The organism is Streptomyces sp. NPDC004435 (genome assembly GCF_042873895.1).
Taxonomy (GTDB): Bacteria; Actinomycetota; Actinomycetes; order Streptomycetales; family Streptomycetaceae; genus Streptomyces.
This window is the reverse complement of the sequence record NZ_JBIAMB010000007.1, coordinates 372,082-388,328: the sequence shown is the minus strand read 5'-3', so window position 1 is coordinate 388,328 and position 16,247 is coordinate 372,082. Positions and strand designations below refer to the sequence as shown.

The 16,247-nt window shown below is 70.4% G+C and carries 15 protein-coding genes and 1 tRNA gene; 14 read left to right on the top strand and 2 right to left on the bottom strand.

Going from position 1 to position 16,247, the window contains the following annotated elements; translation table 11 throughout:
• Nucleotides 1–7: 7 nt before the first annotated feature.
• On the bottom strand, nt 8–184 hold the full coding sequence (locus ACFYT9_RS15715) for a hypothetical protein (RefSeq protein WP_389163813.1): 177 nt from the start codon (nt 182–184) through the stop codon (nt 8–10).
• A 377-nt stretch (nt 185–561) separates the two neighbouring features.
• Between ACFYT9_RS15715 and ACFYT9_RS15710 the strand changes: the two genes are divergently transcribed.
• The 3 genes from ACFYT9_RS15710 to ACFYT9_RS15700 all read left to right on the top strand — a co-directional run bounded on the left by ACFYT9_RS15710 (nt 562) and on the right by ACFYT9_RS15700 (nt 2,787).
• Nucleotides 562–861 carry a MarR family transcriptional regulator gene (locus ACFYT9_RS15710; RefSeq protein WP_389163811.1) on the top strand — a complete coding sequence of 100 codons (300 nt, stop codon included), beginning with the start codon at nt 562–564 and terminating at the stop codon, nt 859–861.
• A 379-nt stretch (nt 862–1,240) separates the two neighbouring features.
• Complete coding sequence (locus ACFYT9_RS15705) at nt 1,241–1,414, top strand: helix-turn-helix transcriptional regulator (RefSeq protein ID WP_389163808.1); 174 nt, start codon at nt 1,241–1,243, stop codon at nt 1,412–1,414.
• Entirely contained in the window at nt 1,411–2,787 is a 1,377-nt protein-coding gene (locus tag ACFYT9_RS15700; RefSeq protein WP_389163805.1) for a tyrosine-type recombinase/integrase, read from the top strand. The genes ACFYT9_RS15705 and ACFYT9_RS15700 overlap by 4 nt, the downstream gene beginning before the upstream one ends.
• Before the next feature lie 211 nt (nt 2,788–2,998).
• On the opposite strand, the gene ACFYT9_RS15695 is transcribed toward ACFYT9_RS15700, so the two are convergent.
• Nucleotides 2,999–3,070: transfer RNA gene (locus tag ACFYT9_RS15695), tRNA-Arg, on the bottom strand.
• Nucleotides 3,071–3,228: 158 nt separating this feature from the next.
• Here ACFYT9_RS15695 and ACFYT9_RS15690 point away from each other — a divergent pair.
• From ACFYT9_RS15690 to prmC, 11 genes are all read left to right on the top strand, one after another.
• Complete coding sequence (locus tag ACFYT9_RS15690) at nt 3,229–3,699, top strand: response regulator (RefSeq protein WP_387274279.1); 471 nt, start codon at nt 3,229–3,231, stop codon at nt 3,697–3,699.
• 184 nt (nt 3,700–3,883) lie between these two features.
• Nucleotides 3,884–4,846: an ArgS-related anticodon-binding protein NrtL gene (gene nrtL / locus ACFYT9_RS15685; protein ID WP_389163802.1), complete on the top strand. Its 963-nt coding sequence runs from the start codon at nt 3,884–3,886 to the stop codon at nt 4,844–4,846.
• Between the two features lie 15 nt (nt 4,847–4,861).
• On the top strand, nt 4,862–6,253 hold the full coding sequence (lysA, locus tag ACFYT9_RS15680; RefSeq protein ID WP_389163799.1) for a diaminopimelate decarboxylase: 1,392 nt from the start codon (nt 4,862–4,864) through the stop codon (nt 6,251–6,253).
• A 140-nt stretch (nt 6,254–6,393) separates the two neighbouring features.
• Nucleotides 6,394–7,683 carry a homoserine dehydrogenase gene (locus tag ACFYT9_RS15675; RefSeq protein WP_376596046.1) on the top strand — a complete coding sequence of 430 codons (1,290 nt, stop codon included), beginning with the start codon at nt 6,394–6,396 and terminating at the stop codon, nt 7,681–7,683.
• Between the two features lie 6 nt (nt 7,684–7,689).
• Nucleotides 7,690–8,760 (top strand): threonine synthase, encoded by a 1,071-nt coding sequence (thrC, locus tag ACFYT9_RS15670; protein ID WP_376596040.1) that lies wholly within the window; start codon nt 7,690–7,692, stop codon nt 8,758–8,760.
• 320 nt (nt 8,761–9,080) lie between these two features.
• The gene (thrB, locus tag ACFYT9_RS15665; protein ID WP_376596041.1) at nt 9,081–9,998 is read left to right on the top strand and encodes a homoserine kinase; all 918 of its coding nucleotides are present in this window, start codon (nt 9,081–9,083) and stop codon (nt 9,996–9,998) included.
• Nucleotides 9,999–10,426: 428 nt separating this feature from the next.
• On the top strand, nt 10,427–12,445 hold the full coding sequence (gene rho, locus ACFYT9_RS15660; protein WP_389163795.1) for a transcription termination factor Rho: 2,019 nt from the start codon (nt 10,427–10,429) through the stop codon (nt 12,443–12,445).
• Nucleotides 12,446–12,656: 211 nt separating this feature from the next.
• A complete protein-coding gene (locus ACFYT9_RS15655; RefSeq protein WP_387274288.1) occupies nt 12,657–13,754 on the top strand; it encodes an LCP family protein in 1,098 nt (365 codons plus the stop codon).
• Between the two features lie 170 nt (nt 13,755–13,924).
• Nucleotides 13,925–14,146: a 50S ribosomal protein L31 gene (rpmE, locus tag ACFYT9_RS15650; RefSeq protein WP_030492616.1), complete on the top strand. Its 222-nt coding sequence runs from the start codon at nt 13,925–13,927 to the stop codon at nt 14,144–14,146.
• Nucleotides 14,147–14,242: 96 nt separating this feature from the next.
• Nucleotides 14,243–15,319: a peptide chain release factor 1 gene (gene prfA, locus ACFYT9_RS15645; protein ID WP_376597096.1), complete on the top strand. Its 1,077-nt coding sequence runs from the start codon at nt 14,243–14,245 to the stop codon at nt 15,317–15,319.
• A 57-nt stretch (nt 15,320–15,376) separates the two neighbouring features.
• Complete coding sequence (gene prmC / locus ACFYT9_RS15640; RefSeq protein WP_387274290.1) at nt 15,377–16,222, top strand: peptide chain release factor N(5)-glutamine methyltransferase; 846 nt, start codon at nt 15,377–15,379, stop codon at nt 16,220–16,222.
• Nucleotides 16,223–16,247: the final 25 nt, after the last annotated feature.

The window sequence follows — 16,247 nt, the reverse complement described above, 5'->3', positions numbered from 1 at the left end:
CTCCTCCCTACGCCTTCGGGAGGTTCAGGTCGCGGTTCTCGCCGTCATCGCCCGCGCTGTTCTGCGAGCTGGTGACGTCAGACCGCTCGGACTCACTGCGCTCGTGCGCCACAGCCAGTTCCTCCACGGCGATCAGAAGCGCGGGACTGGTCCCCGCTGCCGGAGTAGATGCTCCGCTGCTCATCTGCACTCTCCCCTCAGTCGCTCCCGCCCGGCTCCGGGCGAAGGTCTGAGTTAACCGGGGTCCAGCAGGCGGCAGTAGAGCTGAAATCGGACACATGTGCGCAGCGAGGCGCCGTTGCCTGTCGGCTTAGAGGCGCCCGGGTGGGGTCATGTAGGCCGAGGTCGTCTTGCGGCAATCCGATTCAATCTGGTTGGCCATTCGCTCATGGCAGACAGGAATCCTGAGGGCAGGACTGGAACAAAGTGTGGCGGCATGTCAACCTACACACCCGCCGATTTATCCGCCGTCAACAGGCTGCCTGGTTATTTTAGGAGACCTCCCTGTCACCACTCGGATCGCTTCGATACGTCTGCCCAGTCCTCTTTGCCGTGGGGGCAATGAACGCCGTTACGGCGTCGCTGCAGGATGATCTTGTCAGCGTCTCGACTGCCCTATGCCTATGCCTCTGTGCCGCTGGGCTTTTCGTTAACGCCCAGAAGCAGCAGGCTCTTCAGCTCGGCCAGAAGATCCTTGCATGGGTGGCGAATCACCCGGAAGCGACGGCTGGGCAGGTGGCGAGGGCTGTTGGCCGCTCAACGCCGACAGCCCAGGTCGGCCTTGATCGGCTGACAAAAGAAGGCTTCTTGTCCCGCCGTGAACTCCATGGGGGTGTTCGCCGGTACAGCCTTCCGGCCTGATGGGGCGTTGAGTGCAGGGCGCAATGTAGCGGACGATCCCCGGTTTCCGAAACCGGGGATCGTCCGGATCATCGGGGACGTGCTCTGGCTGCTTGGCGGTGGACCAGATCGCAACGCCTGTTCCCGTCGGCCACCGAGGGCCGACTACGGATGTGAAGTCAAGGGAACCCCTGCCCCCCGGTTCGCTCGGTTGAACCCTTAGGAACTGCGACGTGCTCTGGCTCGAAGAAAATCCGTCCTCGCGTAAATCTGCGGTGCTCGTTGTCCTGGCACAGACTTGCGGAGGCTGCTCTCCCCTGGCAGCGGCTTACCCCTGCTTCGGGCAGGTGGTTTCGTGAGGAGGCGGCAGAGCAATAAGTCGCGAGCGGGCGATGTGCTCATGACGGTTCCCGAGGCGCTATCAGAGCTCGGCGGCGTATCGCGTAGAACTTTTTACCGATGGAGGGAGTTGGGTGTCGCGCCAGCGTCCTTCAAACTGCCTAATGGTGAGCTACGGCTATGGCGGAGCGACTTTCTCGAATGGCTACAGGAAAGAGAGGATTTGGCAGCTTGAAAACGACTGACGTCCGAATATGGAAGGTCAGGACGAAGCGGCGTCAGGGCAAGGACACCTTCGAGGTGCGGTGGGGCGTGGCCGGCCGTCCCTTCTCGAGGTCACGGGCTACCCAGGGACTGGCTGACAAGCTGCGTGCCCGGTTGCTCATGGCTCAGGAAGCCGGCGAGCAGTTCGACACGGAGAGCGGCCTGCCTGGCTCCATGGAGGAGCAGCCGCAGGGGCCGACCTGGTACGAGTTCGCTCTGAGCTACATGGGGCGACGGTGGCCGATGGCCTCACCGAACTACCGCGACGAAATCAACGAGTCGTTGACGGCGGTCACCAAGGCGATCCTCCCCAAAACCTCTGGCCGGCCCGCTGACATGGCGCTACAGCGCGCCCTGCGTGACTGGGCCTTCGTTCTCCCGGGGCCGAATGATCGCGAGATTCCAGCGGACTCCCGGGCGGTCCTCAACTGGGTTGCGGAGAACTCTCCGCCCCTGAGCGCCCTGGACGACAGGAAGCTCGTGCATACCGTCCTCGACGCCCTGAAGCTCAAGCTCGACGGCACCCAGGCGTCCACGGAATTCGCGAAGCGAAAGCGCAAGGGATTCGTGGCGGCGCTCAACTATGCGACGGAGATCGGCGAGTTCGCAGAAAATCCGGTCGGCCAGGTGAAGGAGACGGTCAGCAAGAAAGTCGTAGAAGTTGATCCGCGCGTTGTCGCGAATCCTCGACAGGCCGCGAACCTTATTGATGCGACCTCCTACGTAGGGTCTTTCGGGCGGGCTCGCGGTCGTCGGTTGGTCGGTATGTTCGGGGCGATGTACTACGCGGGCATCCGGCCGGCCGAGGCTGTGGGCCTCGCGCTCCCGGATTGCTACCTCCCCAAGGAGGGGTGGGGTTCGGCCACTCTCCACCGGACGCGGCCCACAGTCGGGAAGAAGTGGACGAAAACTGGCGAGGTTCATGATGATCGGGGGCTGAAGAACCGGGCACCGGAGGACGTCCGAGTGGTGCCCCTACCTCCGGTGCTGGTCTGGATGCTTCTGGATGGGATTGAGACCTTCGGGGTCGCCGACGACGGGCGGCTGTTCTTCAACGAGCGCGGAGGGGTAGTCGGGTCGTCCACATATGGACGTGTCTGGTCCGAGGCGCGCGAGTTTGGTCTTCCACCGGAGTTGGTCGCGAGCCCGCTGGCAGGCATCCCGTATGACCTACGTCACGCCGCCCTCTCGGCTTGGCTCAATGCGGGCATGGATCCCACGGAGGCCGCCCGGAGGGCTGGCAACTCCGTGGAGGTGCTTCTGGCCCGGTACGCGAAGTGCATACATGGCCGAGCCGCGATTGCCAACCAGAAGGTCGAGAGCTTCTACGCCGAATACGTGTGACGATCATCACATCAAACGCCCCGAGGGTTCACCCTCGGGGCGTTTGGTATGTCTTGGTTTGTCTGACATGGCACCTGATGTCCGATCCCACGCATGTCCCACAGAGGGTTTCCTAGAGGTGCGTGAGGTGGCATACGGCTGCGCAAAACAGCAGGCCCTCCGACCTGGCTAGCTGCCTGGTCAGAGGGCCTTCTAGGCACCTGAACTGCGGTGCCCCCGGCAGGATTCGAACCTGCGCACACGGCTCCGGAGGCCGTTGCTCTATCCCCTGAGCTACGGGGGCTTCGTCGCGCTCTGTGGCGACGGGTAGAACCCTACCAGCTCTCTCGGGGTGCCTGTGAACAGGTATTTCCGGGGCGTCACCAGGGGGTGTTCGCTCGCGCGGGTCGGAAGTGGGCAAAACCCGGACGCAGCCCCTCGGCGCGTCCTACTCTCGTTCACGTGTCAGGCGTGTCCGGGCGGGTGCTCGTTGTCGACGACAACAAGGTCATCCGGCAGTTGATCAGGGTCAATCTCGAACTAGAGGGGTTCGAGGTCGTGACCGCGGCCGACGGTGCCGAGTGTCTGGACGTGGTCCACCGCGTCCGGCCCGACGTCGTCACCCTCGACGTCGTCATGCCGAGGCTCGACGGCATCCAGACCGCCCAGCGGCTGCGGGAGGACCCGCGGACCCGCCACCTGCCCGTGGCCATCATCAGCGCCTGCGGGGAGGGCGAGGCCGCCCCGTCGGCGGACGCCTTCCTCGCCAAGCCCTTCGAGCCGGCCGAGCTCGTACGGGTCGTCCGGCAGTTGCTGCACCGGGAGCCCCGGCAGCGGCGCCAGGCCGGGACGCCCGACGCGGGAGAGGAGCCGTCCGCAGGGGACGGGACCACGGACAGACCGGCCGCCGGGAGCCTGCGCCCCGGGCGGTGAGCGGGCGGGGCGGTGCCCCTGCCGACGCCAAGGTTCGCGTAGGGCGGCGACCCCTGTCGACGTCGGGGTTCGCGCGGGGCGGCGACCCCCGCCGGCCTCGGGGTTCTCCCCGGGCACCCGGGTGGGTGCCCGGATGGCGAAACCGGTTCGCGTTCCGACCCCCCTCCTCCCCTAGGCTGGGACCGTGACCCCCGCGGACCTCTCCCTCACCGTGCAGCACGCCGTGCGCCGTGCGGTCGACGACGGTGCGCTCCGGGTCGACGTCCCGCCGCGCGTCAAGGTCGAGAAGGCCAGGCCCGGCGGGGTGGGGGAGTACGCCAGCAGCATCGCCCTCTCGCTCGCCCGGCCCGCCGGGCGGCCCGCGCTCGACGTCGCCACCGAGCTGAAGACCCGCCTCGACGGCGCCGCCGGGATCCTCGCCGTCGACATCACCGGCCCCGGCTTCCTGAACTTCACCCTGCGGCGCGAGAGCGGCGCCGCACTCGTCCGGGCCGTCCGCGCCGCCGGGCTCTCGTACGGGCGGGGCGACGCGCTCGCCGGACAGACCGTGCGGTTCGAGCCGCCCGCCGAGGCCCGCGCCTCCGTCGTCGTCGCGTGCCTGGTCGGACTGCTGCGCGGACAGGGCGCCGACGCGGACACCGCGGCCGGCGGCGAGCGGCCGCACGTCCACCCCGGCGCCGACGAGACCGCGCGGCTCGGGACCGACGCCGCCCGCTGGCGGCTGCTGCGGGCCGCGCCGCACGACCGGCCGCTCGACGGCCCCCCGCTCCTCGCGCGCCACGAACGCAACGCGCTCTTCCGCGTCCAGTACGCCCACTCCCGCGCCCGCCGGCTCCTCGTCAACGGAGCACAGCTCGGCGTCCTCCCCGCGTACGACACCGACGTCGAGGACCCGCTCGCCGCGCTGCTCCGCGACCACCCCGACGTCCTCCTCGCCGCCGCCCGCCACCGCGCCCCCGACCGGGTCGCGCGGCACCTCGAAGCCGTCGCCGACGCGCTGCTCGGCTTCCAGCACACCGTTCTGCCGCTCGGCGACGAGAAACCCTCGGTCGCCCACCGTTCCCGGCTCGCGCTCGCCGAAGCCGCCGGGAAGGTGCTCGCCGGCGGCCTCTCCGTGCTCGGCATCAGCGCACCCGACCGGATCTGAAAGAGCAGACCAGACATGAGCCGTTCCGCCCACCCCGCCGGCCCCCGCCACGCCGACGTCCTCCCCGAGGGGCACTACACCGCGCCGCCCGCCGACCTGAACCTCCTCGACCCCAAGGTGTGGGCGCGGACCGTGGCCCGGGACGGACAGGGCGTCGCGACGGTCGGCGGACTGCGCGTCACCGACCTCGCCGAGGAGTTCGGCACCCCCGCCTACTTCCTCGACGAGACCGACTTCCGGACCCGCTGCCGCGCCTGGGCCGAAGCCTTCGGTCCGGACGCCGACGTCTTCTACGCCGGCAAGGCGTTCCTCTCCCGCGCCGTCGTCCGCTGGCTGCACGAGGAGGGGCTCAACCTCGACGTCTGCTCCGGCGGCGAGCTCGCCACCGCCCTCTCCGCCGGCATGCCCGCCGAGCGGATCGCCTTCCACGGCAACAACAAGAGCGAGGAGGAGATCCTCCGGGCCGTCGAGGCCGGCGTCGGGCGGATCGTCCTCGACTCCTTCCAGGAGATCGTCCGGGTCGCCCACATCGCCCACTCCCTCGGCAAGCGACAGCGCGTCCAGATCCGCGTCACCGTCGGCGTCGAGGCGCACACCCACGAGTTCATCGCCACCGCCCACGAGGACCAGAAGTTCGGCATCGCGCTCGCCGGCGGCCACGCCGCCGAGGCCGTGCGCCGGGCGCTGAAGCTCGACGGCCTGGAGCTCGTCGGCATCCACTCGCACATCGGCTCGCAGATCTTCGACATGGCCGGCTTCGAGGTCTCCGCCCGCCGCGTCGTCCAGCTCCTCGCCGAGGTCCGCGACGAGCACGGCGTGGAACTCCCGGAGATCGACCTCGGCGGCGGCCTCGGCATCGCCTACACCTCCGCGGACGACCCGCGCGAGCCGCACGAGATCGCCAAGGCGCTCGGCGAGATCGTCAGCCGGGAGTGCGAGGCCGCCGGGCTGCGCACCCCCCGCATCTCCGTCGAGCCGGGCCGCGCCATCGTCGGCCCGACCGCCTTCACGCTCTACCGGGTGGGCACGATCAAGCCGCTCGACGGGCTGCGCACGTACGTCAGCGTGGACGGCGGCATGTCCGACAACATCCGCACCGCCCTGTACGACGCCGAGTACAGCGTCAGCCTCGTCTCCCGCGTCAGCGACGCCGAACCGATGCTCACCCGGGTCGTCGGCAAGCACTGCGAGAGCGGCGACATCGTCGTGCGCGACGCCTTCCTCCCCGCCGACCTGGCGCCCGGCGACCTGCTCGCCGTGCCCGCCACCGGCGCCTACTGCCGCTCCATGGCGAGCAACTACAACCACGCCCTCCGGCCGCCCGTGGTGGCGGTCCGGGACGGCGAAGCAAGGGTCATCGTCCGGCGCGAGACGGAGGAAGATCTCCTGCGCCTCGACGTCGGCTGATGAAATAGTCGGGTGGTGGAATCGATGTCTCAGGATCCGGACGGAGGGCTGAATCCGCCGTCCGGTGAGTGAGACTTGTCCCCATCCCCGCCAGAACCGTAGAGATACGAACCAGAAGTACGAGAAACGAGGGTCGGATGATGCGTACGCGTCCGCTGAAGGTGGCGCTGCTGGGCTGTGGAGTTGTCGGCTCCGAGGTGGCGCGCATCATGACGACGCACGCCGACGACCTCGCCGCGCGCATCGGCGCGCCGATCGAGCTCGCCGGCGTGGCCGTCCGCCGGCCCGACAAGGTCCGCGGCGGCATCGACCCCGCGCTGATCACCACCGACGCGACCGCCCTGGTCAAACGCGGGGACATCGACGTCGTCGTCGAGGTCATCGGCGGGATCGAGCCGGCCCGCGCCCTCATCACCACCGCCTTCGAGCACGGCGCCTCCGTGGTCTCCGCCAACAAGGCGCTGCTCGCCCAGGACGGCGCGACCCTCTACGCCGCCGCCGAGCGGTACGGACGCGACCTCTACTTCGAGGCCGCCGTCGCCGGCGCCATCCCGCTGATCCGCCCGCTCCGCGAGTCCCTCGCCGGCGACAAGATCAACCGCGTGATGGGCATCGTCAACGGCACCACGAACTTCATCCTCGACAAGATGGACTCGACCGGCGCCGGCTACCAGGAGGCCCTGGACGAGGCCACCGCGCTCGGGTACGCCGAGGCCGACCCGACCGCCGACGTGGAGGGCTTCGACGCCGCCGCCAAGGCCGCCATCCTCGCGGGGATCGCCTTCCACACGCGCGTGCGTCTCGACGACGTCTACCGCGAGGGCATGACCGAGGTCACCGCCGCCGACTTCGCCTCCGCCCGCCAGATGGGCTGCACCATCAAGCTGCTCGCCATCTGCGAGCGCGCCGCCGACGGCGAGTCCGTCACCGCGCGCGTGCACCCGGCGATGATCCCGCTGAGCCACCCGCTGGCCTCGGTCCGCGAGGCGTACAACGCGGTCTTCGTCGAGGCGGAGGCCGCCGGGCGGCTCATGTTCTACGGCCCGGGCGCCGGCGGCTCGCCGACCGCCTCGGCCGTTCTCGGCGACGTCGTCGCCGTCTGCCGCAACCGTCTCAACGAGGCGACGGGCCCCGGCGAGTCCGCGTACACCCAGCTGCCCGTGAGCCCCATGGGTGACGTGGTGACGCGGTACCACATCAGTCTCGACGTGGCCGACAAGCCGGGCGTCCTCGCCCAGGTCGCGACGGTCTTCGCCGAGCACGGCGTATCGATCGACACGGTGCGCCAGCAGGGCAAGGACGGCGAGGCATCCCTCGTCGTCGTCACCCACCGCGCGGCCGACGCAGCCCTCTCCGGGACCGTCGAAGCGCTGCGCAAGCTCGACACCGTGCGCGGTGTCGCCAGCATCATGCGTGTTGAAGGGGAGTAAGGACCCATGACCAACAAGGGCACCCACCAGTGGCGCGGCATCATCGAGGAGTACCGGGACCGCCTTCCGGTCACGGACACGACGCCGGTCGTCACGCTCCGTGAGGGTGGTACGCCGCTCGTCCCCGCTCAGGTCCTGTCCGAGCGCACGGGCTGCGAGGTGCACCTCAAGGTCGAGGGCGCCAACCCCACCGGCTCCTTCAAGGACCGGGGCATGACCATGGCCATCACCCGGGCGAAGGAGGAGGGCGCCAAGGCGGTCATCTGCGCCTCCACCGGCAACACCTCCGCCTCCGCCGCCGCGTACGCGGTGCGGGCCGGGATGGTCTCCGCGGTGCTGGTGCCCCAGGGCAAGATCGCGCTGGGCAAGATGGGCCAGGCCCTCGTGCACGGCGCGAAGATCCTCCAGGTGGACGGCAACTTCGACGACTGCCTGACGCTGGCCCGCTCGCTCTCCGAGAACTACCCGGTGGCGCTGGTCAATTCGGTCAACCCGGTTCGTATCGAGGGCCAGAAGACCGCCGCGTTCGAGATCGTGGACATGCTCGGCGACGCGCCCGACATCCACGTGCTGCCCGTCGGCAACGCCGGCAACATCACGGCCTACTGGAAGGGCTACACCGAGTACGCCGCCGACGGTCTGGCGACCCGCCGGCCGCGCATGTGGGGCTTCCAGGCGTCCGGTTCGGCCCCGCTGGTGCGCGGCGAGGTCGTCAAGGACCCGTCGACCATCGCCACCGCGATCCGCATCGGCAACCCGGCCTCCTGGCAGTACGCGATCGCCGCGCGCGACGAGTCGGGCGGCTTCATCGACGAGGTGACGGACCGTGAGATCCTGCGCGCCTACCGCCTGTTGGCCGCGCAGGAGGGCGTCTTCGTGGAGCCCGCCTCGGCCGCGTCCGTCGCCGGTCTGCTGAAGGCCGCCGAGCAGGGCAAGGTCGACCCGGGCCAGCGGATCGTCTGCACGGTGACCGGCAACGGTCTGAAGGACCCCGACTGGGCCGTCGCCGGCGCCCCGCAGCCCGTCACCGTCCCGGTGGACGCCGCGGCCGCCGCGGAGCGGCTCGGACTGGCCTGATCCCGATGCCCCGTACGGGGGAGCGGATGCTCGGGAACGAGCGGAAACTCCCCCGACGGGGTGAGGGCCCTGGTCGAAACCCGATCAGGAACGTACATAGGCGCACAGGTTGGCGCGCGACACGCATCGTGCGCCTCCCGTGCGCCCTATGTCGCCACAGAACCTTCCTTCGATAGGCTGTACCGAACCCGCCCCGGCGCATATGCGCGGTGTCGTTGCCGTTGTCGCCCCTTCGCGGCCGAACGGCCGAAACGGCCCCCCGGGTTCCCAGCACTTCTCTTGAACACCCCGTTGCCGCAGTCAAGGAGAGTCATCGAGCGATGGCCGGTCCCGCGTTCCGAGCCGCCGCCGTACGGGTGCGCGTCCCCGCCACCAGCGCCAACCTCGGCCCGGGCTTCGACGCCTTCGGCCTGTCGCTGGGGCTCTACGACGACGTCGTCGTCCGGGTCGCCGACTCCGGGCTGCACGTCGACATCGCCGGAGAGGGCGCCGAGACGCTCCCGCGCGACGAGAGCCACCTGCTCGTACGTTCCCTGCGCACCGCCTTCGACCTGCTCGGCGGGCAGCCGCGCGGCCTGGAGGTCGTGTGCGCCAACCGCATCCCGCACGGCCGCGGCCTAGGCTCCTCCTCCGCCGCCATCTGCGCCGGCATCGTCGCCGCCCGCGCCGTGACCATAGGCGGGGACGCCAAGCTCGACGAGGCCGCCCTGCTGGAGCTGGCCACCGAGATCGAGGGTCACCCCGACAACGTCGCCGCCTGTCTGCTCGGCGGTTTCACCCTCGCGTGGACCGAGGCCGGTGCCGCGCGGGCGATCAGGATGGATCCCTCGGATTCCATCGTTCCGGTGGTTTTCGTGCCCGGGAAGCCGGTGCTGACGGAGACCGCCCGGGGCCTGCTGCCGCGCACCGTCCCGCACGTGGACGCCGCCGCCAACGCCGGTCGCGCCGCCCTCCTCGTCGAGGCCCTGACCCGCCGTCCCGAGCTGCTGCTCGCGGCCACCGAGGACCGGCTGCACCAGGAGTACCGGGCCCCCGCGATGCCGGAGAGCATCGCCCTCGTGAACCGGCTGCGGGCGGACGGCGTGCCCGCGGTCATCTCCGGCGCGGGCCCGACGGTCCTCGCGCTGGCCGACAACGGGACGGCCGACAAGGTCGCCCTGCTCGCGGGCGAGGGGTGGGCCGCCAACCGGCTCGACCTCGACGCGTCCGGAGCGAGCGTGCTGCCGCTGGCGCCCTGACGGCGCGGCGGCGGACGCCGTACGGGACGCCGGGCAGCGTCCTGAACACGCGATTGCCGGTGAGTGAGAGGGGGAATGTTTGTTGGAGCCGGTAGTGTTAACCTCAAGTCTGCACCCGACCTCTTTGTGGAGCGGTGCGGAGTGTCCCCTCAGGGACCACCCATTCTTCCGGGAGCCTCCCCAACTGCCTGAGCAGCCTGCCTGAGCAGTTTCGAGCACGCTCCGGAACCGGCACGACACCCCTCGCTCTTTCCGTGCGAGGGCCGAGCAGGGGGCGCTCGGGCCGGACCCACAGCACGTTTTCTCCTCTCGCCGCATCCCGGCGGGACCACCGCCCCGGACACGGTCCGCCAACCAGGACCGCTGCCGGACAGCACAACCGGTCGCCGAGCCACAGGGCCGACGTCCGCTCCAGGGAAGGACCCTTCGTGAGCGACACCACCGATCTGATGGGCGTGACTGCCGACGAATCCGTCGACGCCACCGCGCCCGCCGCAGGTGCTGCCAGTGGCGGCACCGCACGGCGCCGCCGCTCCGGCACCGGCCTCGAGGGCATGGTCCTGGCCGAGCTGCAGCAGGTCGCGTCCGGCCTCGGCATCAGGGGCACCGCGCGGATGCGCAAGAGCCAGCTGATCGAGGTCATCAAGGAGGCGCAGGCCGGCGGCGGTGCCGCCGCGCCCGCCAAGGCCGAGGCCCCCGCCGAGGCCAAGCCGAAGCGCCGCGCCACCTCCAAGGCCCGTACGGGCGAGACCGCCGAGGCCGCCGAGCCGAAGGCGGAGAAGGCCGAGCAGGCCCCCGCCCAGCAGCAGATCGACATCCCGGGCCAGCCGTCGAAGTCGCCCGCCGCCGAGCAGGCCGAGGAGCAGCCGGCCGGCGAGCGCCGCCGCCGCCGCGCCACGGCCCCCGCCGGTTCGCCGGACGGTGCCGAGGCCCCACAGGCCGTCAAGACCGAGGCCCGTACCGAGGTCAAGGGCGAGCCGCAGGGCGACAAGGCCGAGGCCGCCGCGGACACCGCCGAGGGCCGCACCCGCCGGGACCGCCGCGACCGCCGCGACCGCCAGCGCGAGCGCGGCAAGGGCGACGACCAGCAGCAGGGCGGCGGCCAGCGCAAGGACCAGCAGCGCCAGGGCGGCCAGAGCCAGGGCCAGCAGCAGGGCCAGAGCCAGCGTCCGCAGGGCGGCGGCCTCCCGCAGGACGACGACGACGACTTCGACGGCGGCCGCCGCGGCCGTCGCGGGCGCTACCGCGACCGCCGGGGCCGTCGCGGGCGCGACGAGTTCGCCGCCGGCGAGCCGCAGGTCTCCGACGACGACGTCCTGATCCCCGTCGCGGGCATCCTCGACATCCTCGACAACTACGCGTTCATCCGGACCTCCGGCTACCTGCCCGGTCCGAACGACGTGTACGTCTCCCTCGCCCAGGTCCGCAAGAGCGGCCTGCGCAAGGGCGACCACCTCACCGGCGCGGTCCGCCAGCCGAAGGAGGGCGAGCGCCGCGAGAAGTTCAACGCGCTGGTCCGCCTCGACTCGACCAACGGCATGGCGCCGGACTCCGGCCGCGGCCGCCCCGAGTTCAACAAGCTGACGCCGCTCTACCCGCAGGACCGGCTCCGCCTGGAGTCCGACCCGGGCGTGCTGACCACGCGGATCATCGACCTCGTGTCGCCGATCGGCAAGGGCCAGCGCGGTCTGATCGTGGCCCCGCCGAAGACCGGCAAGACCATGATCATGCAGGCGATCGCCAACGCGATCACCCACAACAACCCCGAGTGCCACCTGATGGTCGTCCTGGTCGACGAGCGTCCGGAAGAGGTCACCGACATGCAGCGGTCGGTGAAGGGCGAGGTCATCTCCTCGACCTTCGACCGCCCGGCCGAGGACCACACCACCGTCGCCGAGCTGGCCATCGAGCGCGCCAAGCGTCTCGTCGAGCTGGGTCACGACGTGGTCGTCCTGCTGGACTCCATCACCCGTCTGGGCCGCGCGTACAACCTCGCGGCGCCCGCCTCCGGCCGCATCCTCTCCGGTGGTGTCGACTCGACCGCGCTCTACCCGCCGAAGCGCTTCTTCGGTGCCGCGCGCAACATCGAGGACGGCGGCTCGCTGACCATCCTGGCCACCGCGCTGGTCGACACCGGCTCGCGGATGGACGAGGTGATCTTCGAGGAGTTCAAGGGCACCGGCAACATGGAGCTCAAGCTCGACCGGAAGCTCGCCGACAAGCGGATCTTCCCGGCCGTCGACGTCGACGCCTCGGGCACCCGCAAGGAGGAGATCCTCCTCGGCAGCGACGAGCTCGCCATCACCTGGAAGCTCCGTCGCGTGCTGCACGCGCTCGACCAGCAGCAGGCCATCGAGCTGCTCCTGGACAAGCTCAAGCAGACGAAGTCGAACGGCGAGTTCCTGCTGCAGATCCAGAAGACGACGCCGGGCGGCAACAACGACTGACGTCGTCGAGGAGACTCGCGTCACATCACGAGCGCCGACCTCGGAGTCGTAACCTGTTCGTGACCTGCTCAAACACCGTGCCCACCGCTCCCCGAGCGGTGGGCACGGTGCGTTGCCGACAGCTCGCGCACCGAAACCTCACAGGTCCGTATGCAACCCTTTCGGGTGCTTCGCCGTCACATCAGGTGAACCATAGGCCCGAGGGAAGACGATGACCGAGCAGAACCAGAGCGGGCGCGCACGCGGAGGCGCCACCGGACGCCGCCGCAAACCGCCGGCCAAACGACGCCGCCGGATCGGCATAGCCGTGTCCGGCGCCACCGCCGTGCTCGTCCTGGCCGGCGCCGGACTCGGCTACGTGTACCTCAAGCTCGACGGCAACATCCAGAGCGTCGACATCAACGCCCAGCTGGGCACCGACCGCCCCAAGAACGTCGACAACGGATCCATGGACATCCTGCTCCTCGGCTCCGACTCCCGCTCCGGCGACAACGGCGCCTACGGCAAGGACGAGGGCGGCGCCCGCTCCGACACCGCGATGGTCCTGCACGTCTACGAGGGCCACAAGAAGGCGAGTGTCGTCTCCATCCCGCGCGACACCCTCGTCGACCGCCCCGCCTGCACCGACGGGCAGGGCAACAAGGTCGCCGGCGAGAGCCGCGCCATGTTCAACACCGCGTACGAGGTCGGCGGCCCCGGCTGCGCCGTCAAGACCGTCGAGGCCATGTCCGGCATCCGCATGGACCACTACATCGAGGTCGACTTCACCGGCTTCAAGAAGCTCATCGACACCCTCGGCGGCGTGGAGATCACCACCACCCAGGCCATCAAGGACTCCAAGAGCCACCTCGACCTGGAGCCCGGCACCCACACTCTCGACGGCGAGCAGTCCCTCGGCCTCGTCCGCACCCGCAAGAGCGTCGGCGACGGCAGCGACCTCGGCCGCATCCAGCTCCAGCAGGCCTTCATGAAGGCGTTCATCGAGCAGATCAAGGACCTGGGCGTCGGGACCAGCCCCAAGAAGCTCCTCGACCTCGCCGACGCAGCCACCAAGGCCATCACCCCGGACTCCGAGCTCGACTCCGTCCAGGAGCTCATGGGCTTCGCTCAGGGCCTGACCGGCATCTCCGCCGACCAGGTCCACATGGTGACCCTCCCCGTCCGGTACGACCCCCGGGACCCCTACCGGGTCGTCCCCGTCGAGGAGAAGGCCGAGCTGGTCTGGAAGGCCCTGGAGGGCGACCGGCCGATCCCCGCCGCGGCCACCGAGGACACCGCCACCGGCAAGGCCGAGGGCGTCGTCCGCTAGAGCCCGTCCGGGCCCCGTCCGGGCCCCGGACACCCCCGGGGAATACCGGCGGCCCCACCCTGGTTTGGGGAGATGCGGCCGGTCCTGGCAGACTGGTACGTCGGCCCCGGTTCACGTCCGCCGCAACCCGCGGCGACGACCCGGCGCCCTCCCGGAACTAGGAGACACCCTTGAAGCGCGAGATCCACCCCGAGTACGTCGAGACCCAGGTCAGCTGCACCTGTGGCGCGTCGTTCACCACCCGTAGCACCCTCACCGAGGGCACCATCCGTGCCGAGGTCTGCTCCGAGTGCCACCCGTTCTACACGGGCAAGCAGAAGATCCTCGACACGGGTGGCCGCGTCGCCCGCTTCGAGGCCCGCTTCGGCAAGGCCGCCGGCTCCAAGAAGTAGCGAGCCCCCGCGCCGGTCGCCGGTCGCCCCTGCGCGGGCGGCCGGGACCGGCGCTTTGGCGTCCCCGTAGCAACTGACGAAACCAGGAGCCCGAAGATGTTCGAGGCGGTCGAGGAACTGGTCGGCGAGCACGCCGACCTCGAGAAGAAGCTCGCAGACCCGTCGGTCCACGCCGACCAGGCCAACGCGCGCAAGCTGAACAAGCGCTACGCCGAGCTGACCCCGATCGTCGGCACGTACCGCTCCTGGAAGCAGACCGGGGACGACATCGAGACCGCGCGCGAGTTCGCGCACGACGACCCCGATTTCGCCGCCGAGGTCAAGGAGCTGGAGAAGCAGCGCGAGGAGCTCACCGAGAAGCTCCGCCTCCTGCTGATCCCGCGCGACCCCAGCGACGACAAGGACGTCATCCTGGAGGTCAAGGCCGGCGCCGGCGGCGACGAGTCCGCCCTCTTCGCCGGGGACCTGCTCCGCATGTACCTCCGCTACGCCGAGCGCGTCGGCTGGAAGACCGAGATCATCGACGCCACCGAGTCCGAGCTCGGCGGCTACAAGGACGTCCAGGTCGCCGTGAAGACCAAGGGCGGCCAGGGCGCCACCGAGCCCGGCCAGGGCGTCTGGGCCCGCCTGAAGTACGAGGGCGGCGTCCACCGCGTGCAGCGCGTGCCCGCCACCGAGTCGCAGGGCCGCATCCACACCTCCGCCGCCGGCGTGCTCGTCACCCCGGAGGCCGAGGAGGTCGACGTCGAGATCCACGCCAACGACCTGCGCATCGACGTCTACCGCTCCTCCGGGCCCGGCGGCCAGTCGGTCAACACCACCGACTCCGCGGTCCGCATCACCCACCTGCCGACCGGCATCGTCGCCTCCTGCCAGAACGAGAAGAGCCAGCTCCAGAACAAGGAGCAGGCCATGCGCATCCTGCGCTCCCGGCTCCTCGCCGCCGCCCAGGAGAAGGCCGAGGCCGAGGCGGCCGACGCCCGCCGCAGCCAGGTCCGCACGGTCGACCGCTCCGAGAAGATCCGCACGTACAACTTCCCCGAGAACCGCCTCTCCGACCACCGCGTCGGCTTCAAGGCGTACAACCTCGACCAGGTCCTCGACGGGGAGCTCGACGCCGTCATCCAGGCCTGCGTCGACGCCGACTCGGCGGCCAAGCTCGCCGCGACCTGAGGCGCGTCCGCGCTCCGGCACCCTCTCCAGCCCCACCCCGCACCACGGAGGACCAGCGTGAACCTGCTGCTTGCCGAGGTGGCCCAGGCCACCCAGCGGCTGGCCGACGCCGGCGTTCCCTCACCGCGTTTCGACGCCGAGGAGCTCGCCGCGTTCGTGCACGGCGTCAAGCGGGGGGAGCTGCACAACGTCAAGGACGCCGACTTCGACGCCCGCTACTGGGAGGCCATCGCCCGCCGCGAGGCGCGCGAACCGCTCCAGCACATCACCGGGCGGGCGTTCTTCCGCTATCTGGAGCTCCAGGTCGGCCCGGGTGTCTTCGTGCCCCGCCCGGAGACCGAGTCCGTGGTCGGCTGGGCCATAGACGCCGTCCGCGCCATGGACGTCGTCGAGCCGCTCATCGTCGACCTCTGCACCGGCTCCGGGGCCATCGCCCTCGCGATGGCCCAGGAGGTGCCCCGCTCGCGCGTCCACGCCGTCGAGCTCTCCGACGACGCGCTCGTCTGGACCCGCAGGAACGCCGAGGGCTCCCGCGTCACCGTCCACCAGGGCGACGCGCTCACCGCGCTCCCGGAGCTGAACGGCCAGGTCGACCTGGTCATCTCCAACCCGCCGTACATCCCCCTCACCGAGTGGGAGTACGTCGCACCCGAGGCCCGCGACCACGACCCCCAGATGGCGCTCTTCTCCGGCGAGGACGGCCTCGACACCATCCGCGGCATCGAGCGCACCGCTCACCGCCTGCTGCGCCCCGGCGGCCTCGTCGTCATCGAGCACGCCGACACCCAGGGCGGCCAGGTGCCGTGGATCTTCAACGAGGAGGCCGGCTGGTCGGACGCCGCCGACCACCCCGACCTCAACAACCGGCCGCGCTTCGCGACCGCCCGCAAGGCGATGCCATGAGCCGGCACCGCACCACCACCGAGGA